This window comes from Streptococcus sp. CL8.13, assembly GCF_049737895.1.
In genome coordinates this window covers 1-22,393 of record NZ_JBKOTT010000001.1, presented here as the reverse complement: position 1 = coordinate 22,393, position 22,393 = coordinate 1, and the positions used below count along the sequence as shown (strand labels likewise).

Genomic DNA, 22,393 nt, shown 5'->3' with positions numbered 1-22,393 from the left:
CACCAGTCAAGTTAACCTTGAGTACTTTTTCAAAATCCGCTTCTGTCATCTTGAGCATAAGGGTATCTTGGGTAATCCCTGCATTGTTGACCAAAACATCTACTGAACCCAGCTCAGCAATAGCTTGATCAACCATACGCTTAGCGTCTGCAAAATCGGACACGTCTCCTGATATAGGAACCACCTTGACACCATAGTTTGAAAACTCGGCAAGCAAGTCCTCTGAGATTGTCCCACGACTGTTTAAGACAATATTGGCTCCTGTTTGAGCAAACTTATGGGCAATGGCAAGACCAATTCCACGACTCGAACCTGTAATAAAGATATTTTTATTTTTTAGTTGCATTCTTTTCTCCTGTTTCCTCTTGTATTTATGGGAGAAGGGATTACTCGTTTTCTAGCAAGGTTTCCAAACTCGCCTGATCTTCAACATTAGCTAGTTTAGCCGTTTTATCAATTTTTTTGACAAAGCCTGACAAGACTTTCCCCGGTCCAATCTCGATAAAGTTGGTTACGCCTGCTTCTTGCATAACTGCAATACTTTCATAGAAACGAACTGGCTCCTTGACCTGACGCGTCAAAAGTTGAACAATGTCTTCTTTTTGCATAACTGCAGCTTCTGTATTGCCAACTAGAGGACAAGTAAAATCTGAAAAACTTACCTGAGCTAGAGTTTCAGCTAGTTTCTGGCTAGCAGGCTCAAGGAGAGCGGTATGAAAAGGTCCTGAAACCTTAAGAGGAATCAAGCGTTTAGCTCCTGCTTCCTGCAAGAGTTCGACAGCTCGATCAACTGCTACCACTTCTCCACCAATCACGATTTGTGCAGGTGTATTATAGTTGGCTGGGGTAACTACTCCAAGTTCAGAAGCTTTTCGACAGACTTCTTCAATAACCTCTACTGGCGTATTGAGAACTGCTACCATCTTGCCAGAACCAGCAGGGGCCGCTTCTTCCATATAGGCGCCACGCTTAGCAACCAAGGCTACCGCATCTTCAAAATCCAAGGCACCACTGGCCACCAAGGCAGAGTATTCTCCAAGAGACAAACCAGCAACCATATCAGGCTGATAGCCCTTTTCTTGCAATAAACGATAGATAGCAACTGAAGTCGCTAAAATAGCTGGTTGCGTATAGCGGGTCTGATTGAGTTTTTCTTCTTCCGTATCAATGAGATGACGCAAATCATAACCGAGTACCTGACTCGCTTGATCAATCGTTTCTTTGACAATCGGATACTGATTATAGAGTTCCCGTCCCATACCTAGATACTGGGCACCTTGACCAGCAAATAAAAAGGCTGTTTTAGTCATTTCTTACAACTCCTGCCCAACGAGAGGCTTCTTCTTGAATTTTCTTAGCTGCTCCGTAATACAAATCTTTTAGGATTTCTTCAACGGTTTCTTCTTTGGAAACAAGCCCTGCAATTTGACCTGCCATGACAGAGCCTCCATCCACATCTCCGTGAACAACCGCTTTGGCTAGAGCACCTGCTCCCATTTGTTCAAAAATTTCCAAATCTGGATTTTCTTGTTTAAAAGCATCTTTTTCAGCTTGTTCAAAATCACGAGTCAACTGATTTTTAATCGCACGAACAGCATGTCCAAAGTGTTGAGCTGAAATCGTAGTATCAATATCTCTAGCTTTTAAAATTTTCGCCTTATAATTTGGATGGGCATTAGACTCTTTTGCAACGACAAATCGAGTTCCAACCTGAATAGCTTCTGCACCTAGCATAAAGCCAGCAGCAGCACCTTCACCATCCGCAATCCCTCCTGCAGCAATAACAGGAATAGATACAGCAGCAGCTACCTGGCGCACCAAGGTCATGGTAGTTAATTTACCGATATGCCCCCCAGCCTCCATTCCTTCTGCAATAACAGCGTCCGCACCGATTTTTTCCATACGTTTAGCTAGGGCAACACTTGGTACAACAGGAATAACCGTAATACCAGCTTCATGGAAACGTTCCATGTATTTGCTTGGATTTCCTGCGCCTGTTGTAACTACCTTAACCCCTTCCTCGATAACGAGGTCTACAATATCTTCCACAAAGGGAGACAAGAGCATGATGTTGACACCAAAGGGTTTATCAGTCAATGATTTGATTTTATCAATATTTGCCTTGACAACTTCTTTAGGGGCATTCCCCCCACCGATAATCCCTAGTCCTCCAGCCTTGGAAACAGCTCCTGCCAAATCACCATCAGCAACCCAGGCCATTCCTCCTTGGAAAATAGGATAATCAATGTTCAATAATTCTGTAATACGTGTTTTCATAGTGCCTCCATCATTTCTTGCTTACGTAATAGTTCGATACCATCATAATTTGACAATCAAACTATTGCCTAAACAAGAGGGAGCGGGTTTCCCTACTCCTTCTATCTATATTCTGTTTATTTTGTTTGCTCTTCAACATAGGCAACCAAGTCACCAACTGTTTTCAAGTCATCTTCTGCTTCGATTTGGATATCAAAAGCATCTTCGATTTCTGAGATTACTTGGAACAAGTCCAATGAATCTGCGTCCAAATCATCAAAAGTTGATTCAAGTGTTACTTCTGATGCGTCTTTTCCAAGTTCTTCAACGATAATTTCTTGTACTTTTTCAAATACTGCCATGATAGGACTCCTTTAAAATAAATAGTTTTTTATAACAATGTGTTCACCACATGATTACCTAAATTGTAAGAATGAGCGTGCCCCATGTCAAGCCTCCACCGAAGCCTGATAGTAGAACAGTCTGGCTACCATCTAAACGGATGAGGCCTTGTTCTACACACTCTGAAAGTAAAATCGGGATACTGGCTGCACTGGTGTTCCCATATTCCATCATATTGGCTGGAAGTTTATCTCGGTTAACACCGATTTTTCTAGCCATTTTATCCAAAATACGGTCATTAGCCTGATGAAGTAGCAGATAATCCAAGTTTGTCGCCTCTATAGGAGATTCATCAATAGTCTGCTTGATAGACTTGGCTACATCCCGAATAGCAAAATCAAAGACCGCGCGCCCATCCATCTTCAAAAATGAATCTGCATTTTCTTGATCTGAAAACGGAGAATGCAAGGCTGAATGTCCATAAGTTAGACACTCGCTACGACTCCCATCGCTATTAAGACTCTCAGCTAAGAAATGCTCTTTCTCGCTAGCTTCTAGCAAGACTCCACCAGCACCATCTCCAAACAAAACAGCTGTTGATCGGTCTGACCAATCGACTGCTTTAGAGAGGGTTTCACTACCAATCACCAAGCCTTTTTGAAAGCGACCAGAAGCGATAAACTTTTCAGCAGTTGAAAGAGCAAATACAAATCCACTGCAAGCTGCTGTTAGGTCAAAAGCAAAGGCCTTATTAGCACCAATATTAGCTTGAACACGAGCAGCTGTAGAGGGCATCATCGAATCTGGAGTAATGGTAGCTAGGATGATAAAATCCAACTCCTCTCCTGTGATTCCAGCTTTTGCCATCAGTTTCTTAGCAACCTCTGTAGCCAAATCACTAGTAGATTCTGTTCTTGAAATATGCCTTTGTCGTATTCCCGTCCGACTTGAAATCCACTCATCATTGGTATCCATAATCTGAGCCAAATCATGATTTGTAACCACTTGCTCTGGCACATAATGAGCAACCTGGCTTATTTTTGCAAAAGCCATTATCTCAAATCCTCCAAAAATTGATAAAGATTAGTCAAACCTTTGCTCATAACCTCAATTTCTTGCTTACTCATACCATCAATGATTTTTTCAACCATGGCCTTGTGGAAGCGTTTATGTAGCCTATGAACCAAGCGACCTTTCTTTGTCAAATGCAGATGTACCACACGTCGATCATGTTCTGAACGAATGCGTTCAATGTAACCCTTGCGTTCGAGATTATTCAAACTAGTTGTAACTGTCCCAAGAGTCACCATCAACTCTTTTGACACTTGACTTGGTGTCACATCTGGAACTTTTCCAATCACATCAATCGTATGCATTTCTTTGATGGAGATATCCTTGAAACGACTACCCCTCAAGCTAACTTCCTCAATAACGAGGACATTGTTAAATATAGACGTTAAATATTCATTAATTCGTTGGTAGTCCAATCTTTCCTTCCCTCCTTTTCAAAAAAACTTTTAGAATCAAAACATTTGACAAAAGAATTATATCAAAGTTCAAAGAATGGTGCAAGTATTTTTTTATTTTCCTGTAAATTTAGGTCTTCTTCTCTCCGAATGAGCTCGCACTCCTTCTTTGAAATCCTCTGTTTTGGCTAGTGATTCCTGTAGGTTCAGTTCTAAAGTAGCGTAATTCTGCCAGTCTTTAAATTGACTCTCCCAAACCAACTTCTTGATGGCAGCATAGGAATTAGCTGACCCGCGTCTCAATTTTTTAAGAAGCTGTTCTCTCGTCTTTTCAAGTTTATCAGCTTCAGAGACCCGATAAACAAGACCCCACTCCAGAGCTTTTTCTGCGGACAAAGCCTCACCTGTCATGGCTAATTGAGCAGCACGCGTCACACCAATACTTCGACTCAAGAGATGAATTCCTCCTGCATCCGGAGCCAAGCCAACTCCAACAAAGGCTTGGATAAATTTAGCCTTATCCGTTGCCAGACAGAAATCTGCAGCAACAGCCATATTCGCTGCGGCACCTGCAACAGCCCCATCAACCTCCATCAAGACAGGTTTAGCAATTTGCTTGATTTTATAAGAAATAGTATTGACCAATTCTGCGATTTTCGTCAATGATGGAATATCATCCTCATCGACTGCTCGCTTCATCTCAACCAAATCTCCCCCAACAGAGAAGACTTTGCCATTCGCGTTGATTAAGACAAAATGCACAGCCGGATCCTCTTCTGCCAAAATCAGAGCTTCTAAAATCTCCTCACACATAGGGATATGAAAACCATTCGCTACCTCAGGACGATTCAAGGTAAGGATTGCCAAGTCCTCTTCAAGCTGATAAATAATGTGTTCCATCAGGGCTCCTTTTTATTTTATAAGTAGTTTAAATTATTTTATTTTCAAAGTATATCTTTTTTAGGAACAGAAAGCAAGAAAAAATCGACTGAAAGTGTCTCAGCCGATTATAAAGAATCGCTTTATCCTAGAAAGCATCTTATTTTCTTCATTGAAAAAAGCCATTCTTTCTGCTATAATCGTATAAAATACTTACTTTAGGAGTTCTTATGAAGGTTGTTAAATTTGGAGGTAGCTCTCTTGCCTCTGCTAGTCAATTAGAAAAAGTTTTAAACATCGTAAAAAGCGATTCAGAGCGTCGTTTTGTAGTCGTTTCTGCCCCTGGTAAACGCAATGCTGAAGATACTAAGGTTACAGATGCCTTGATTAAATACTACCGCGACTATGTTGCTGGTAACGATATTAGCAAGAGCCAAAACTGGATTATCGACCGCTATGCCGCTATGGTTAGTGAACTAAGTCTTAAACCAGCTGTGCTAGAAAAAATTTCAAAAAGTATTCGGGCCTTGGCAACTCTTCCTATCGAAGAAAACGAATTTCTCTACGATACTTTCCTAGCAGCGGGTGAAAATAACAATGCTAAATTGATTGCTGCCTACTTTAATCAAAATGGTATCGATGCACGCTATGTGCACCCTAGAGAAGCTGGTATTGTGGTCACAAGTGAACCTGGTCACGCTCGCATCATTCCATCAAGTTATGACAAGATTGAGGAATTGACAAATACAAATGAAGTTCTTGTCATTCCTGGTTTCTTTGGAGTTACCAAGGAAAATCAAATCTGTACCTTCTCACGTGGAGGATCAGACATTACAGGTTCTATCATTGCTGCCGGTGTTAAGGCAGACCTCTATGAAAACTTTACAGACGTTGATGGTATCTTTGCAGCCCACCCTGGTATTATTCACCAACCACACTCAATCCCTGAGTTGACCTACCGTGAAATGCGTGAGTTGGCCTATGCAGGCTTCTCAGTCCTTCATGACGAAGCCCTTCTACCTGCCTACCGTGGAAAAATTCCTCTGGTTATCAAGAATACCAACAATCCTGACCACCCAGGTACTCGTATCGTTCTAAAACACAGTAGTGATGAATTTCCAGTAGTAGGAATTGCTGGTGACTCAGGCTTTGTCAGCATTAATATGTCGAAATACCTCATGAACCGTGAGGTGGGATTTGGTCGCAAGGTTCTTCAAATCCTTGAAGATCTTAACATCGGTTGGGAACATATGCCAACAGGTATCGACGATCTTTCAATCATCCTCCGTTCTCGTGAACTAACTCCTATCAAGGAAGAAGAAATCCTTCGTCAGTTGGTTCAAAAGGCTGAAGTAGATCATGCAGAAATCGAACACGACCTTTCAATCATTATGATTGTTGGTGAAAAGATGAAGAGTCATATCGGAGTAACTGCTACTGCAACACGCGCTCTATCTGAAAACAAGATCAACATCCAGATGATGTCTCAAGGTTCTAGTGAAGTTTCTATCATGTTTGTTGTCAATAAAGACCAAGAGAAAGCAGCAATCAAAGCCCTCTACAATGCCTTTTTCGGTGAAAGTAAGGAAGACTAAGCATGGCTCAATCACTTAACAAAACAGTGCTCCTCAATACGACAGGCACCTCCTACCTCTCTATAGCTGGGAAAGTTGGGAAATTTCTTATTGGGGATCAGGCTCTTGAATTTTACCCAGATGTCAACGTCGAACAATTTATCCAAATTCCTTGGAGCCATATCAACCAAATTGGAGCCAATGTTACTGGTCGCAAAATCAGTCGCCACTTCGAAGTCTTTACAGACAGAGGAAAATTCCTCTTTGCTTCAAAAGACTCAGGTGCCATTCTCAAAATTGCTCGCGAAAAACTAGGCAATGACAAGGTCGTCAAACTTCCGACCCTGATTCAGACAATTAGCCAAAAATTTAAAAATCTATTTGCAAAAAAGTAGAAACTTTAGTATAATCATAGCAACGGATAAGTAGGTTATCTTCTTCTTTCAGAAAGTCTGCGGGTGCTGCGAGCAGATAGGAGGGATAGGTGAATTCTACCGTTAGTAACAATTACATACACAATCAAGTGCACACCTGTGAAGTTGGATGGAACCGTGGCCCTGCCACTCCAACGCTTTGTCAGGTGTGCTTTTTTCATAAAGGAGTTCTTATGTTAGATATCAAACGTATTCGTACAGATTTTGATGCTGTCGCAGAAAAATTAGCTACACGTGGTGTAGATGCTACTATCTTAAACGAGATGAAAGAAATCGATGCTAAACGTCGTGATATTTTGGTTAAGGTTGAAACTCTCAAAGCAGAACGAAACACAGTTTCTGCTGAGATTGCCCAAGCTAAGCGTAACAAGGAAAATGCAGATGACAGGATTGCTGCCATGCAAACTCTATCTGCTGAAGTCAAAGCTTTGGACGCTGAATTGGCAAACATCGATGCTAAATTGACAGAATTTACCACTACTCTTCCAAATATTCCAGCTGACAGCGTTCCTGTTGGGGTTGACGAAGATGACAATGTGGAAGTTCGCCGTTGGGGCACTCCACGCGAGTTTGATTTCGAACCTAAAGCTCACTGGGATCTTGGCGAAGACCTTGGTATCCTTGATTGGGAACGTGGCGGTAAGGTAACAGGAGCTCGCTTCCTCTTCTATAAAGGACTCGGTGCTCGTTTGGAACGTGCCATCTACAACTTTATGTTGGATGAACATGGAAAAGAAGGCTATACAGAAGTCATCACGCCTTACATAGTTAACCACGATTCTATGTTTGGAACTGGTCAATATCCAAAATTCAAGGAAGATACTTTTGAACTCAGCGACAGCAATTATGTCCTCATTCCTACAGCCGAAGTTCCTCTGACAAACTACTACCGTGATGAAATCCTGGACGGTAAAGACCTGCCAATCTACTTCACTGCTATGAGCCCATCATTCCGTTCTGAGGCTGGTTCAGCTGGCCGTGATACTCGTGGCTTGATTCGTTTGCACCAATTCCACAAGGTTGAAATGGTTAAATTTGCCAAGCCAGAAGAATCTTACGAAGAATTGGAAAAAATGACTGCCAACGCTGAAAATATCCTTCAAAAACTGAACCTTCCATACCGTGTCGTTGCGCTCTCTACAGGAGATATGGGCTTCTCAGCTGCTAAGACTTACGACTTAGAAGTTTGGATTCCAGCGCAAAACAATTACCGTGAAATCTCAAGCTGTTCAAACACAGAAGATTTCCAAGCCCGTCGTGCCCAAATCCGTTACCGTGATGAAGCTGATGGCAAGGTGAAATTGCTCCATACCTTGAATGGTTCTGGACTTGCAGTTGGACGTACAGTGGCTGCTATTCTTGAAAACTACCAAAATGCAGATGGTTCTGTAACCATTCCAGAAGCACTTCGTCCATATATGGGTGGCGCTGAAGTTATCAAACCATAAAAAATAAGGTTTAGCTATTTCTAGCTAGACCTTTTTTCGTAACCAAATTAAATAAGCACCTAATACAAAGAGCAAAATGATTAGGCAAATAACAGTTTCAGCTACTACCAAATAATCCAAAAATGGAAGTTTCAAGATTCCCTGAGCCATCTTAAGCGAAGTAGCTGTGATAATGGTTGGGAAGGTTAAGGCTGAGAAGGCTGGTTGAAAGCCTTGTTTTAAAATATTAGGTAGGCGAGTCAAAACAAAGAAAAAGAAGGATTGGGAAGCCAAGATCATGACAATCAAGCCCCAAGTCGGTAGATTGACTCCTCCAACTCGAACTAGGGAAGCCAAGAGTAGAGAGAAGGGAGCACAGTAGATTCCTTCTTGTCCAAGCAAGGCTAGTGGGAGTGGATGTTCCTTTAAATCGCTATAAATAAGCGGGTAGAGATAGAAGGTTAGGAGAAACCCAAAACTCAAGGTCGCATAGGCAATTTCGATGATGCCTACAAGAGGATAGGTTAAGGCAGCCACTGCTATCCCCACATAGAGAACCGTCCAGCTAGGAGTTGCATGAACCCTCCGACCCGGACAAGCAAACTTGATGGTGAAACCAGCAATCAAGGCCAAATCCAAGAGAAATGAAAACCACCAGAGCCCTTGCGCTACCAAAGGAAGATGAGGGAAGACGCGAAAAACATAGGTAGATAAAATCATCCCAGCCATGGGAAAGGTCGCCATTCCTGATAAAAGAGGAGGCTTGGTCAATTCTTGCTTGGTTTCCTTCCAATTAAAGAGATGTAGAATTAGAAAATAAATCCATAAAATCAAACCTGTCAGACTAAAAAGATAGGACAGAGCCGGCAACGTATCTAAAATAAGATTTCCAGCTCCTGCCAAACCTAGCAAACAACCAGAAAATACCAAAGGGAGTTTTTTCATCCTAACCTCCAATAATCATGTTAGTTTCAGTATATCATAAAAGCGCTTAAATGAGGACTTAATACTCTTCGAAAATCAAATTCAAACCACGTCAGCTTCCATCTGCAACCTCAAAACACTGTTTTGAGCAACCTGCGGCTAGCTTCCTCGTTTGCTCTTTGATTTTCATTGAGTATTAAAAAAACGAAGTCCGATTATTTCAGACTTCATTTTACTCAGATATGAATTAGGCATAAGGTTGCAATTCTGGATTAATTGGTGTATTGGCTAGGTTGTTGGCATAGTTACAGAGGCTTGCTAGGCTGACACCAAGAACCACATCCAAGGCATTTTGTTGGGTGTATCCAGCTTCTAGAAACTCAGCCAAGGCTTCATCTCCTACACGACCCTTGGTATTGATTACAGCCAAGGTAAACTTAGCTAGGGTGTCCAATTTAGGATCTGTTTCAATTGGAGTACGATTGCGAAGGGCTTGCAGAAGATCATCATTCATCTGGATTTGTTTAATTGAAAAGGCTGTGTGACCTGCGACGCAGAAGGCACAACCATTGGTCACAGCTGCCGTGATTTGCACCACTTCACGCTCAACGGGTGTCAGGCTATTGCGACGATTGATTGCTCCAACAGTTCTGTAGGCCTCTAAAGCAGTGGGTGCATTAGCCAAGAGACCGATTAGGTTGGGAATATAGCCATTGTTATCTTTTTCTACTGTTTCAAGAACTTCTTTCACTTCTACTGGTGCTGATTCTACTGTATGGATGGTAAATGTTGTCATCATAAAACCTCTTTTCATTTTGTTGAAATCTAGTCTATCACAGATTCTATATCGTGTATAATATATATTTTAAATTACACTGATAGAAATTTTTTATGAAAGCAAAAAAATCACACGAGATGTGTGATTTCATTATTTATTAAAATACTTTTTAGTCTCAGAAATGACGACTGGTGACAAGACTAAGAGGGCAATCAAGTTTGGTAGAGCCATCAAGGCATTGACAATATCTGCGATAATCCAAACCATATCCAACTCGATAAATCCTCCCAATAAAACCATGAGTACAAAGACCACACGGTAGAGCCAGATAAAGCGAACCCCAAAGAGAAACTCGAAACAGCGTTCTCCGTAATAGTTCCAACCTAGAATCGTTGTAAAGGCAAAGAGAACAAGGAAGATGGTCAAGAGAGCAGGTCCAAAATGTGAAAAGACTGTTGAGAAGGCTGACTGAGTCAAGGCAACTCCATTCAAGTCACCACTCCAAACACCAGTTACCAAGATGGTTAAACCAGTCAAGGTACAGATAATGAGGGTATCAATAAAGGTTCCAGTCATGGAAATCAAACCTTGCTCTACCGGTTCATTTGTCTTAGCCGCAGCTGCTGCAATAGGAGCCGAACCCAGACCAGATTCGTTCGAGAACACACCACGCGCTACACCATTTTGAATAGCCATTCGAATGCTAGCACCGGCAAATCCACCTACCGCAGCAACAGGACTAAATGCTGATGTCAAGATTAAAGCGATTGTGGCAGGGATTTTCCCAATATTAAAGAAAATAACTGTAAGAGTTCCTAAAATATAGATGATAGCCATAAAAGGAACAACAGTAGTTGACACCTTAGAGATGGACTTGAGTCCACCAAAGACAGCAATCGCTACAAATACAGACAACACAAGAGCTGTGATGGCTGGTGAAATAGCCGTTGTATTTTGGATAGATTCTGTAATCGAGTTGACCTGGGTGAAGGTTCCGATCCCCAATAAAGCTACTAGCACACCTGCCAGGGCAAAAAAGATAGCAAGTGGTCGCCACTTTTCTCCCATCCCTAGAAGAATATAGTGCATGGGACCTCCCGCTACTGCACCATGGTCGTCCTTAGTGCGGTATTTGATAGCTAGTAATCCTTCCGCATACTTGGTAGCCATCCCAAAGAAAGCAGCCATCCACATCCAAAAGAGAGCTCCTGGTCCACCAACCTTGATAGCCGTCGCCACCCCGATAATATTTCCCGTACCAACTGTCGCTGCGAGTGCTGTACACAAGGCCGCAAAACTGGATACATCTCCATGCCCCTTATCCTTGGTAAAAATAAGCTGGAAGGCCTTGGGCAAACGCAAAACCTGCAAGAGTCCTAGACGGGCAGTTAGGTAAATCCCTGTTCCGACCAATAAAATTAAGAGGGGTGGGCCCCAAACAAAAGCATCGATTGATTTAAGCAATTCTAACATTTCCTTCTCCTATCTTTTCAACCCCAAAAGAAAGAGCACATGCAAGATACATGTACTCTGGAATGCTTAGATAAATGCTAAAAAGCGGTCTATCCTAGCTCTGTCCTTTTACCTGAGAGTTTGAGCAGTTGCCTGCCTTGCCCCTTCGGTGCCTTTACGGTCTCTCCAGAGTTCCGTCCATTTACAGTCATGGAAAATCAAACGATTCCCCACTTCTATTAAACTTCATTCGGTGTTGGTATTTAATTGATTCTTATTTTACAAAAAATGTTGGCTTTTGTCAATGTTTTTATCAGTAAAACTTAATTCAACAGTTTTTACTGTATAAAGTCCAAAATACTGCTATCCTTTAAAAGTGACAATAGTCGCACCACTGCCTCCAGCATTTTGTGGGGCATAGCCAAAACTCTTGACGTGTTTGTTTCTTTGTAGGTATTTGGTGACACCTTCACGGATGACACCTGTTCCGATACCATGGATGATATCAACTTGAGCCATATTATTAAGCAAGGCCTGGTCGATAAAGGTATCTAGCTCATTCATGGCCTCTTCATAACGTTTGCCTCGAAGGTCCAGTCTGGCTTGTGGGCCACGACCAGAAGTTCGTTTCACGACATTGACCTGTTTCTTCTTGACTTGCTTTTCTTGCTGGGCTTGAACAAGGTCAAATTCTTTCTCTTCCAAGGTCATCTTAATCAAGCCAACTTGGGCTTCCCAGCGACCATCCTTGAGTTGACTGGTCAAGGTACCACGCTGTCCATAACTGAGAACCACAATATCATCTCCCACCTTTGGAGCTCGTTTTTTCTTGGCCTTTTGAAGAACCTTATTTTTAGACAAGTCCACTTTTTCAGGAGCCAATTTTTTCAGCTTGGCCTTGGCTTCAATGATTTCGTGGGGTTTGAGTTGAGATTTACTATGGAGATTTTTAAGAATCTGGTCACTCTCACTTAGGGCCATGTCCACAATCTCAGCAGCCTGTTCACGCGCCTTATTGAGCTCCGTTTCCTTTTCACGATTGAGCTCGTTGTAAAGTTTTTTTAGAGCACGGTTCATCTTGAGATTTTCTTGCTCCACCTCACGGATATTGTCCAAGCGTTTACGACTTTCAAGCGTCTGCTCTTCCAGTTGCTCAATAATCCGGTTGACATCATTGTCCTGATCGACCTGCTGGCTAGCATCTCCTACGATAACTTCAGATAGTCCTAAACGTTTAGCAATTTCAAAGGCATTGCTTCGACCAGGAACGCCCTGCATAAAGCGATAAGTCGGACGTAGAGTTGCAGTATCAAACTCCATGCTGGCATTTTGCACAAAGGCTGTCTCAATACCGTAGGCCTTGAGTTCTGGATAGTGGGTCGTCGCCATGGTCTTGACTTGACGCAGACGAAGGTCTTCCAGAATAGCCATGGCAAGAGCAGCTCCTTCTTGAGGGTCTGTACCAGCTCCCAACTCATCCAAGAGTAAAAGTGAATGTTGGTTAACCTTGCCAAGAATATCCACAATATTGGTCATATGGCTAGAGAAGGTAGACAAACTCTGCTCAATAGATTGCTCATCGCCAATATCAGCAAAAATTTCTTCAAAAATACCAACACGACTTCCCTTATCTGCCAAAATCGGCAAACCAGATTGAGCCATAACCTGCGTCAATCCGAGAGTTTTAAGCATAATGGTCTTCCCACCTGTATTGGGACCTGTAATAACAATCGCTGTTAAATCTTGACCAAAATGAACATCATTTGCGACGGCATTTTTGACCAAAGGATGGCAGACATGGAGCAGTTGAATCTCCTGATTTTCTGACAGCTGAGGAACGACTGCTTGCCTTTCTTGGATAAAACGAACCTTGGCACGAATCAAGTCCAGATGGCCGATAATCCAAGCATCATTGGCAATCTCAGCCGCATGAGGGCGGACACGTTCAGAAATTTCTTGGAGAATGCGAAGCATTTCATAGCGCTCATCTGCTCGCAAACTAGCAATTTCTTCGCTCAGTTTGACCACCTCACGGGGTTCGATATAGACGGTATTTCCACTAGCAGAAATATCATGAACGACACCTGCAATCTTATTGCGGTAGGTGTTTTTGACTGGTAAAACCTGACGGCCATTTCTACTGGCAACAATCCCTTCTGTCAACATCTGCGCTTTTTGCTTGAGCAAGTCTTGTAAAACATCGCGTACCTGACTTTCGCTATCATGGATTTTCCGACGGATGCGCGCCAATTCTTCACTGGCAAAATTTTCAATGAAACCTGCATCATTAAAGGCCTGAAGATTTCCTTGTAATTGCGGAAAATCGTGTAATTTCTCAAACCAAAGGGCTAATTCTTCCAAGCTGACATTTTCCAGATTGGCGTAAAAACTTTGTAGTTCTCGGCTGGAAAGAAGCACGCGCTTCAAGAGCAGGAACTCCTCAATATTGAGGTCTGCCCCCATCTCCAACCGCTTGCAGACTCCTGCGATTTCCTTAGTTGCTAGAATGGTAAAATGCGGTTGCTCAACAAAAAGAGCCTGCATTTCCTTCATCTCAGCAAAAGCCTGTTTGATTTTATCTGCTTTGGCAGTCGGAGCCAGCTGTCTCAATTGCTCCAAGCCCTGCTCGGTCAACAAATGAGGTTCAAACAAGGCCTTGACCTTATTGAACTCTAATGTTTCTAATATTTTCTTGTTCATCTTTATTTCCTTGTCTTTGAATGTCTAGGTGTGGTAGCTTTTTACATTCTGATAGATTCGAGTCAATCTGTAAACAAAGGGCTAGGAAAATTCCTGCCCTTTTTATCCGATTAAATTTGTCACCCAGATTTGTTTGAGCCAACTGGTTGTTACTGGTATGCTCTGGATGATGTGTTTTGCGACGATACTCTTTTCAAGAGGATTTTGAATAGCTGCCATGGGAATGGTTGCCAAGATAGTCAAGGTCATTTGCAAGACAAATAAGGTCACCAACATGGACAAGATACCTGCTGAAACTTGGAACAACTTGCCACCCAGTTTTTTACTAGGAAGCAAATGTAACAACAGACCAAGTAAACGACCGATACTATAGACAATCCCAAATACAAGCAAGTAACCGATCCCTGCATAAAAGACCTTATCCAACTGAAAGAGTTGATCCGATGGGAAAAAGAAAGTTCCCTGACCTTCCTGCGGATTTGCATAAGGGAGCAGCAAATGAAATTGCTCTCCAAGTCCCTTATAAAACTGGCCAGCCACAAAAGCCGATGCCATGGCTGAAATCAGGTAATAAATCTGTAAAAGGAAGCCTCTCCGATAGCCGATATAAAATCCCCAAGCCAAGACCAATAGAAGAAGGAGTGAAATCATAAGGAATCCTCAATCTTGCTCTGCTCTTGCTTACAAGTCACAAGCTTGTGGCGCAGTTCTTCTAATTCTTGCTCCTTATCATCAAATTCAATCTCACGGCTGAGCTGAGTTGATAAACAGTTGACTGCCAACAAAAGAGCGATTGTCTCATCATCTGCGCTAGGCATTTGTTCTTTAATTGCTTGGTATTTTTCTGTCGCAACCTTAGCGATTTCCTCCATAAAAAGGTTATCATGCTCGCTTGTCAAGGTTAATGATTTTTTCCCGAATGTAAATTTGAATCGATTTAGATTTGCCATAAAATTCACCTCACGATATTATACCAAAATTCGCTAACTTTGTCAGTTTTTACAAATTTGCCTGCTTTTATGGTACAATAGAAACTATGGCAAGTATAACACTCACACCAAGCGAAAAGGAGATTCAGGCTTTTCTTGAACACTATCAAACCAGTCTGGCTCCCAGTAAAAACCCCTATATTCGCTATTTTTTGAAACTGCCTCAAGCAACCGTTTCTATCTATACTTCTGGAAAGGTCTTGCTTCAGGGTGAAGGAGCTGAGAAATATGCTAGTTTCTTTGGCTATCAAGTTGTAGGGCAAACCAGCGGACAAAATCTCCCTTTGATTGGGACGGATGAGGTTGGAAATGGTTCCTACTTTGGTGGACTTGCAGTTGTGGCTTCCTTTGTCACACCTGACCAGCATGACTTCTTGCGAAAACTAGGTGTGGGGGATTCCAAGACACTGACCGACCAAAAGATCCGTCAGATTGCTCCTATCCTCAAAGAAAAAATCCAGCACCAGGCACTACTTCTCTCACCAAGCAAGTACAACGAGGTCATCGGAGACCGCTACAACGCTGTTTCGATTAAGATAGCCCTCCATAACCAGGCTATCTATCTCCTTCTTCAAAAAGGTCTTCAGCCTGAGAAAATTGTGATTGATGCCTTTACTAGTGCTAAAAATTATGACAAGTACTTGGCACAAGAGGCCAATCGTTTCAGCAATCCGATCAGCTTAGAAGAAAAGGCTGAGGGTAAATACTTGGCTGTCGCAGTTTCTTCTATCATTGCGCGTGATCTCTTTCTAGAAAATCTTGAAAATCTGGGACGAGAGCTGGGCTATCAACTTCCAAGTGGAGCTGGAACGGCTTCTGATAAGGTTGCTAGCCAGATTTTGCAGGCCTATGGAATGCAGGGACTCAATTTCTGCGCCAAACTGCACTTTAAAAACACTGAAAAAGCGAAAAAACGCTTAGAAAGGTAAGTTATGAATTCATTTAAACATTTCCTAAAAGAGTGGGGATTGTTCCTCCTGTTTCTGTCATTACTAGCTTTAAGCCGTATCTTTTTTTGGAGCAATGTCCGCGTAGAAGGCCATTCTATGGATCCTACCCTAGCGGATGGCGAAATCCTCTTTGTTGTTAAGCACCTTCCTATTGACCGTTTTGATATCGTGGTTGCCCATGAGGAAGATGGCAATAAGGACATCGTCAAGCGCGTGATTGGAATGCCTGGCGACACCATCCGTTACGAAAACGATAAACTTTACATCAATGACAAAGAAACAGATGAACCTTACCTAACTGATTACATCAAACGCTTCAAGGACGACAAACTCCAAAGTACGTACTCAGGCAAGGGATTTGAAGGAAATAAAGGAACTTTCTTTAGAAGTATCGCTCAAAAGGCTCAAGCCTTCACAGTTGATGTCAATTACAACACCAACTTTAGCTTTACTGTCCCAGAAGGAGAATACCTTCTCCTCGGAGACGACCGCTTGGTTTCAAGTGACAGTCGTCACGTAGGTACCTTCAAAGCAAAAGATATCACAGGGGAAGCTAAATTCCGCTTCTGGCCAATCACCCGTATCGGAACATTTTAAGAGACCTAAGAGGCCGAGAATCAGCAATCTCAGCCTCTTCTTCTATCGTGAGAATATGATTATTCACTATCCAGTTTGATTAAGATAGAAACAAAGTTATACTCAATGAAAATCAAAGAGCAAACTAGGAAGCTAGCCGCAGGCTGTACTTGAGTACGGCAAGGCGAAGCTGACGTGGTTTGAAGAGATTTTCGAAGAGTATTAACTCTCACCTATTTATGCAAAGGAATCTTATGGAAGTTTATTTTTCAGGAACCATTGAACGGATTATTTTTGAAAATCCCAGCAATTTTTATCGCATCCTTCTCCTAGAAATCGACGATACAGACGCAGAGGATTTTGATGATTTTGAAATCATTGTCACGGGCACCATGGCTGACGTGATTGAGGGAGAAGACTATACTTTTTGGGGACAAATTGTCCAGCACTCCAAGTACGGGGAGCAGCTGCAAATCAGCCGTTATGAACGCGCAAAACCAACTAGCAAAGGGCTTGTCAAATACTTTTCAAGTAGCCATTTCAAGGGAATTGGTCTCAAGACAGCTCAGAAAATCGTGAATACCTATGGCGATAATACCATTGACGAAATTCTGCAACACCCAGAAAAGCTAGAAGGCATTGCAGGACTATCTGCAAAAAATCGCGAGGCTTTCGTCTCCACCCTCCGTCTCAACTACGGAACGGAGATGGTTTTAGCCAAACTGGCCAACTACGGCATTCCCAATAAGCTAGCCTTCCAGATTCAAGATTTTTACAAGGAAGAAACCCTTGATGTGGTTGAAAATTATCCCTACCAGCTGGTTGAGGATATCAAGGGTTTGGGCTTTACCATTGCTGACCAACTAGCTGAGGAACTAGGCATCGAAAGTCAGGCTCCTGAACGCTTCCGTGCAGGACTAGTTCATAGTCTTTTTCAGGCCTGTATGGAAACAGGGGACACCTATGTTGAAGCACGGGATTTGCTGGAACAAACCCTTACTCTCCTTGAGTCTTCCCGCCCCGTGGAACTGGATCCCAGCCAAGTGGCCCAAGAACTCTCCTACCTGATTGAAGAAGACAAGGTCCAGCAGATTGATACCAAAATCTTTGATAATAGTCTCTTTTTCGCGGAGGAAGGAATCCGCAGTCACTTGGTTCGTATCCTTGAAAAAGGAAAACAGAAGAGCCAGGATTTAGAAACCATTCAAAAACATATCACTACTGTCGAGGCAGAGCTGGGAATTGAGTATGATAGTATTCAAAAACAAGCTATCTGTGATGCTATCCAGAACAAGGTCTTTATTCTGACAGGTGGACCTGGTACTGGTAAGACAACGGTTATCAATGGTATCATCGCTGTTTACGCCCTTTTAGAAGGACTTGACCTCAAGAAAAAAAGCAATCTGCCGATTCTTCTTGCTGCTCCAACTGGACGAGCAGCTCGCCGCATGAATGAATTGACAGGTTTGCCTAGCGCGACCATACACCGTCATTTAGGAATGACAGGTGACGATGATACCAGCCATCTTGAAGATTATCTGGATGCCGACTTTATCATCGTAGATGAATTTTCTATGGTAGATACTTGGCTGGCCAATCAACTCTTCTCCAATATCTCTTCTAACAGTAAAATTCTCATCGTGGGGGATAGCGATCAGCTACCGTCTGTCAGTCCTGGACAGGTTCTAGCGGATCTGCTTCATATTCCCTTGATTCCTCAGAGTCGCTTGGAAAAAATTTACAGGCAAAGCGAAGAATCAACCATCGTCACCCTAGCTAGTCAAATTCGACAGGGCATCTTGCCAGCTGATTTCACCCAGAAAAAAGCAGACCGTTCCTACTTTGAAATTGCTAGTGGCCATATTCCTGCTACTATTGAAAAAATCTTAGGTGCTGCCCTCAGAAGTGGTATTCCTGCCCGTGATATCCAAGTTCTGGCTCCCATGTACCGAGGGACGGCAGGGATTGATGCCATCAACCAGCTCATGCAAGACCTCCTGAATCCACCACAAAAAGACCAACTCAGTTTTGAAGCTCCCCAGTGCCACTATCGCAAGGGCGACAAGGTCATTCATCTGGTCAATGATGCTGAAATCAATGTCTTTAATGGAGATTTAGGAGTCATCACAGACCTGATTCCTGGTAAATACACCGAGTCGAAACAAGACGAGATTGTCATTGATTTTGATGGCAATGAGGTCTCTTACCCACGTAACGAATGGTACAAGATTCGCCTGGCCTATGCCATGAGCATCCATAAATCACAGGGAAGTGAGTTCCCTGTTGTCATCTTACCTATCACTAGTGCTAGTAGGCGTATGCTGGAGCGCAATCTCATCTATACAGCCATTACACGCGCCAAAAGCAAGCTTATCTTACTAGGCGAATTACAGGCCTTCGACTATGCCACCCAACACATCGGAACTGCCCGGAAAACCTATCTGATTGAACGCTTCAGTGATTTATTGGAGAACGTTGAAGAAAAGCAACCAGCTGTCTCTGAAACTGCCACATCAAGTGCCTCTGAACAATCCTACATCCTGACAGAAGAAAACTGGAACAGCATCCCCGCCATGATTGGGATTACAGACGCAGACCTCAAAGAGATTTTTGGAAAATAGTGCACAAGAAAACCCACCAATTCAGGTGGGTTTTTTGTTTATTAATACTCAATGAAAATCAAAGAGCAAACTAGGAAGCTAGCCGCAAGCTGTACTTGAGTACGGTAAGGCGACGCTGACGTGGTTTGAAGAGATTTTCGAAGAGTATAAGATTATTTAACTGTTGCTGTGCTTGTGATCAATTCAACAGCTTTTTTAATTGTGATGTCGTGTTTCAACATATCAGCTGAAAGCAAGCTTTGTACTTGTGCAACTTCCATGTTGTAGTCTGCAGCCAATTGCTCGATTTCTTTTTGGATTTCTTCTTCTGAAGCATCAAATCCTTCAGCTTTCGCAACTGCTTCGATAACAAGGTTAGTCTTAGTACGTGACTCAGCTTCTCCCTCGTATTGTTTGTGAAGGTCTTCTTGAGTAGTTCCAGTGATTTGGAAGTACATGTCAGGATTGATACCTTGACGTTGCAAGTTTCCAAGGAATTCATTTACTGAACGGTGAACTTCTTCGTGAATCATTTCTTCTGGAAGTTCTACGATTTCAGCGTTTTCTACAGCTTTATCAATTGCTGCACCTTCAACTGCATCTTTGTAAGCTTCTTCTTTAGCTGCAGCCAATTCCTTGCGGTATTTTTCTTTCAATTCAGCAAGTGTTTCAACTTCTTCGTCGATGTCTTTTGCAAGCTCATCGTCAAGAGCTGGAACTTCTTTTGCTTTTACTTCGTGGATAGTTGTTACGAATTTAGCTTCTTTACCTGCAAGGTCTTCTGCTTGGTAGTCTTCTGGGAATGTTACGATAACATCAACAGTTTCACCAGCTGAGTGACCTACCAATTGGTCTTCGAAACCTGGGATGAATTGACCTGAACCAAGTCCAAGTGAGAAGTTTTCACCTTTTCCGCCATCAAATTCAACACCGTCAATAGAACCAACGAAGTCGATGACAACAGTGTCGCCGTTTTCAGCAGCAGCTTCTTTGATAACCAATTCAGCCAAGTTGTTGCGTTCGCGTTCGATACGCTCTTCAACGTCAGCGTCAGTTACTTCTTTTTCTACATCAACTGATACTTCAAGGTTTTTGTAGTCACCCAATTTTACTTCAGGTTTTGTAACAACTTCAGCAGTGATAACCCAGTCTTGACCTTTTTCCATTGAAGTTACGTCAATTTTTGGTTGAGCAACGACTTCAAGACCAGCTTCTTTTACAGCTGCTTCATAAGCATTTGGCAAAAGAGCGTTCATAACATCTTGGTAAAGTGACTCTTCACCAAATTTTTTGTCGAAGATAGGGCGTGGAAGGTGACCTTTACGGAAACCTGGAACATTAAGAGATTTCTTCACTGAGTTGAAGACACGGTCCAATTCTGGTTTGATTTGGTCTTGAGAGATAGTGAAAGTCAAGACACCACGGTTTGTTTCTTTGTTTTCAAATGATACAGACATTCTGTCATTTCTCCTTAAAATTTTTTAAATACAGTCTATTATAACATAAATGGGCGACTTTTTTCAAGTAATGAATGCGCTTTTCAATCCTGCTGGAAGTATGGTTTCTTCTTAATTTTCTTTAGAATTCAAATATAATCTTATAAAAGGTATTCAGTAGTGGCTGATTACAGTTAAAAAACGAATCGCCCATACATCCCTCATTAGGCGATTCGTTTTGTATTATTTAACCACAAGAACCTTGTAATATTCATACTTATTTGGCTGTGTAATCTTAATTTTTTGACCATAGAAACCATCGATTTCTTTGTCAAAATAATCTGAAAATCTTGATGGCAAGCGTTTCATCTTAAGAACCTCACCAGATTGGTCTGCATATACAAGGAAATGATAGTGGGTTGTAGACATACCGTCATCAATCAATACAAAGTAACCTGTTTTAAGCTTACCTTGTCCATTATCTAAATGGTATAGTTTATTGTTATTGATTGTGAAGTCAGTAGATGGAAGTCTAAGTCGTACACCTGGGTCTTCTAGATAAAGATCATTGCCAACTTTTTTGATTTCTGATCTAGTTGTCATCTCTGGAAGTGGTAATACTCTACGACCATCTGCTCCAAAATAATATCGACCTGGTAGATTTTGGAAATTTCGAATAACAGCTTTAGGATCAATTTCTTGTCCTTCTTCTTTATTATCTACTAAAGCTAAGATTGTATTTGAAACTTCATCCCCATATTTGTCGGAAAACTTCTTGAACTCAGGCTTGATATACCAAGTGTTTTTAGCCACGATAACATCAGTAAAGTTATTTCCGTCAAATTTTGCTTTAATCAGATATTCATATCCATCGCCTAAACGGACAATATCATCATTTTTATAAGGGCTATTTTTTAAAGTTAACATATAGCCATCCTTACCAATGATATAACTTTCTCCATCGCTGGCTGGAACAGCTCTGTCTGCGACCATAGCACCTGATTTTTCAAAGTAAGACCATTTACCATTTGCAGTCGCCCATCCTGTTGCCATAGCGCCACTGCCTTTGAGGTAATACCATGTAGCCCCTTCTTTGTACCAACCTGTACGCATAGCGCCACTATCTGCTAGGGAGTACCATGTGCCATCTTCCTTGTACCAGCCAGTACGCATAGCGCCACTATCTGCTAGGGAATACCATGTATTTCCGTCTTTGAGCCAACCTGTCTGCATTTTACCAGCGCTATCGAAGTGATACCAAGAGCCAGCATTTTGCACCCATTTATTTTTAGCTAAGCTTCCATCTTGAGAAAGATTCCAGTCAGCGCCATTTTTAACCCAATTATCTGCAGCCTGTGCTTGATTGATTGACAAAAGCAGACCAGCACCTGCAAGCAAACCAAGTGTAAGTAGTTTAGATTTTTTCATAGCCATTTCCTCCTATTCTATAGCGAAATGAACATGACTTCCTAGTAAACGAAGCTGTTCGCTTTTTCGTTTTACTATGTGAAATAGTTTATTTAACAACAGAAACATTTCCTGTCTTACTATCGATTTTAACAGTTTGACCGTAGAAACCGTCAATTTCTTTATTAAGATAATCTGAAATT

21 protein-coding genes and 1 riboswitch are annotated in these 22,393 nt (G+C 42.1%); of the genes, 6 read left to right on the top strand and 15 right to left on the bottom strand.

What is annotated here, in order from left to right; all coding sequences use genetic code 11:
* From ACLNCN_RS00105 to ACLNCN_RS00075, 7 genes are all read right to left on the bottom strand, one after another.
* A partial coding sequence (locus ACLNCN_RS00105) for an SDR family NAD(P)-dependent oxidoreductase (RefSeq protein WP_159803870.1) occupies positions 1–346 on the bottom strand: 346 nt, incomplete at its 3' end.
* A gap of 40 nt (positions 347–386) precedes the next feature.
* Complete coding sequence (gene fabD / locus ACLNCN_RS00100; protein ID WP_308525852.1) at positions 387–1,310, bottom strand: ACP S-malonyltransferase; 924 nt, start codon at positions 1,308–1,310, stop codon at positions 387–389.
* Positions 1,303–2,277, bottom strand: coding sequence for an enoyl-[acyl-carrier-protein] reductase FabK (gene fabK, locus ACLNCN_RS00095; RefSeq protein ID WP_049500269.1), 975 nt, complete (start codon positions 2,275–2,277; stop codon positions 1,303–1,305). The genes fabD and fabK overlap by 8 nt, the downstream gene beginning before the upstream one ends.
* 116 nt (positions 2,278–2,393) lie before the next feature.
* Complete coding sequence (locus tag ACLNCN_RS00090) at positions 2,394–2,618, bottom strand: acyl carrier protein (RefSeq protein ID WP_000257838.1); 225 nt, start codon at positions 2,616–2,618, stop codon at positions 2,394–2,396.
* Positions 2,619–2,676: 58 nt separating this feature from the next.
* Positions 2,677–3,651: a beta-ketoacyl-ACP synthase III gene (locus ACLNCN_RS00085; RefSeq protein ID WP_247953302.1), complete on the bottom strand. Its 975-nt coding sequence runs from the start codon at positions 3,649–3,651 to the stop codon at positions 2,677–2,679.
* Positions 3,651–4,085 carry a fatty acid biosynthesis transcriptional regulator FabT gene (gene fabT / locus ACLNCN_RS00080; RefSeq protein WP_000386355.1) on the bottom strand — a complete coding sequence of 145 codons (435 nt, stop codon included), beginning with the start codon at positions 4,083–4,085 and terminating at the stop codon, positions 3,651–3,653. The genes ACLNCN_RS00085 and fabT overlap by 1 nt, the downstream gene beginning before the upstream one ends.
* 93 nt (positions 4,086–4,178) lie before the next feature.
* Entirely contained in the window at positions 4,179–4,964 is a 786-nt protein-coding gene (locus ACLNCN_RS00075) for an enoyl-CoA hydratase (RefSeq protein WP_424844391.1), read from the bottom strand.
* A 209-nt stretch (positions 4,965–5,173) separates the two neighbouring features.
* Between ACLNCN_RS00075 and ACLNCN_RS00070 the strand changes: the two genes are divergently transcribed.
* The 3 genes from ACLNCN_RS00070 to serS all read left to right on the top strand — a co-directional run bounded on the left by ACLNCN_RS00070 (position 5,174) and on the right by serS (position 8,399).
* Positions 5,174–6,538 carry an aspartate kinase gene (locus ACLNCN_RS00070; RefSeq protein ID WP_261053074.1) on the top strand — a complete coding sequence of 455 codons (1,365 nt, stop codon included), beginning with the start codon at positions 5,174–5,176 and terminating at the stop codon, positions 6,536–6,538.
* 2 nt (positions 6,539–6,540) lie between these two features.
* Positions 6,541–6,912 (top strand): DUF956 family protein, encoded by a 372-nt coding sequence (locus tag ACLNCN_RS00065; protein ID WP_125393742.1) that lies wholly within the window; start codon positions 6,541–6,543, stop codon positions 6,910–6,912.
* 212 nt (positions 6,913–7,124) lie between these two features.
* On the top strand, positions 7,125–8,399 hold the full coding sequence (gene serS / locus ACLNCN_RS00060) for a serine--tRNA ligase (protein WP_424844390.1): 1,275 nt from the start codon (positions 7,125–7,127) through the stop codon (positions 8,397–8,399).
* Between the two features lie 24 nt (positions 8,400–8,423).
* Here the strand turns inward: serS and ACLNCN_RS00055 are convergent, their stop codons facing one another.
* The 6 genes from ACLNCN_RS00055 to zapA form a co-directional block, all read right to left on the bottom strand.
* Positions 8,424–9,323, bottom strand: coding sequence for a TDT family transporter (locus tag ACLNCN_RS00055; RefSeq protein ID WP_424844389.1), 900 nt, complete (start codon positions 9,321–9,323; stop codon positions 8,424–8,426).
* A gap of 226 nt (positions 9,324–9,549) precedes the next feature.
* Entirely contained in the window at positions 9,550–10,098 is a 549-nt protein-coding gene (locus ACLNCN_RS00050) for a carboxymuconolactone decarboxylase family protein (RefSeq protein WP_261116741.1), read from the bottom strand.
* 132 nt (positions 10,099–10,230) lie between these two features.
* On the bottom strand, positions 10,231–11,553 hold the full coding sequence (locus ACLNCN_RS00045) for an alanine/glycine:cation symporter family protein (protein ID WP_424844388.1): 1,323 nt from the start codon (positions 11,551–11,553) through the stop codon (positions 10,231–10,233).
* 90 nt (positions 11,554–11,643) lie between these two features.
* Positions 11,644–11,732, bottom strand: a riboswitch (glycine riboswitch).
* Between the two features lie 163 nt (positions 11,733–11,895).
* Positions 11,896–14,232 (bottom strand): endonuclease MutS2, encoded by a 2,337-nt coding sequence (locus ACLNCN_RS00040; protein ID WP_424844387.1) that lies wholly within the window; start codon positions 14,230–14,232, stop codon positions 11,896–11,898.
* A gap of 102 nt (positions 14,233–14,334) precedes the next feature.
* Entirely contained in the window at positions 14,335–14,883 is a 549-nt protein-coding gene (locus tag ACLNCN_RS00035; RefSeq protein WP_084886587.1) for a CvpA family protein, read from the bottom strand.
* Positions 14,880–15,182 carry a cell division protein ZapA gene (zapA, locus tag ACLNCN_RS00030; RefSeq protein ID WP_000002019.1) on the bottom strand — a complete coding sequence of 101 codons (303 nt, stop codon included), beginning with the start codon at positions 15,180–15,182 and terminating at the stop codon, positions 14,880–14,882. Before zapA ends, ACLNCN_RS00035 begins: the two co-directional genes overlap by 4 nt.
* 86 nt (positions 15,183–15,268) lie before the next feature.
* On the opposite strand from zapA, the gene rnhC reads away from it, so the two are divergent.
* The 3 genes from rnhC (at position 15,269) to recD2 (ending at position 19,368) form a co-directional block, all read left to right on the top strand.
* Positions 15,269–16,150, top strand: coding sequence for a ribonuclease HIII (gene rnhC / locus ACLNCN_RS00025; RefSeq protein ID WP_261034951.1), 882 nt, complete (start codon positions 15,269–15,271; stop codon positions 16,148–16,150).
* 3 nt (positions 16,151–16,153) lie between these two features.
* Entirely contained in the window at positions 16,154–16,768 is a 615-nt protein-coding gene (gene lepB, locus ACLNCN_RS00020) for a signal peptidase I (RefSeq protein ID WP_424844386.1), read from the top strand.
* A gap of 233 nt (positions 16,769–17,001) precedes the next feature.
* The gene (gene recD2, locus ACLNCN_RS00015; protein ID WP_424844385.1) at positions 17,002–19,368 is read left to right on the top strand and encodes an SF1B family DNA helicase RecD2; all 2,367 of its coding nucleotides are present in this window, start codon (positions 17,002–17,004) and stop codon (positions 19,366–19,368) included.
* A gap of 152 nt (positions 19,369–19,520) precedes the next feature.
* Here the strand turns inward: recD2 and tig are convergent, their stop codons facing one another.
* Positions 19,521–20,804, bottom strand: coding sequence for a trigger factor (gene tig, locus ACLNCN_RS00010; protein ID WP_045612235.1), 1,284 nt, complete (start codon positions 20,802–20,804; stop codon positions 19,521–19,523).
* Between the two features lie 222 nt (positions 20,805–21,026).
* Positions 21,027–22,211, bottom strand: a complete 1,185-nt coding sequence (locus ACLNCN_RS00005; protein WP_424844384.1) for an N-acetylmuramoyl-L-alanine amidase family protein — start codon at positions 22,209–22,211, stop codon at positions 21,027–21,029.
* Positions 22,212–22,393 lie beyond the last annotated feature (182 nt).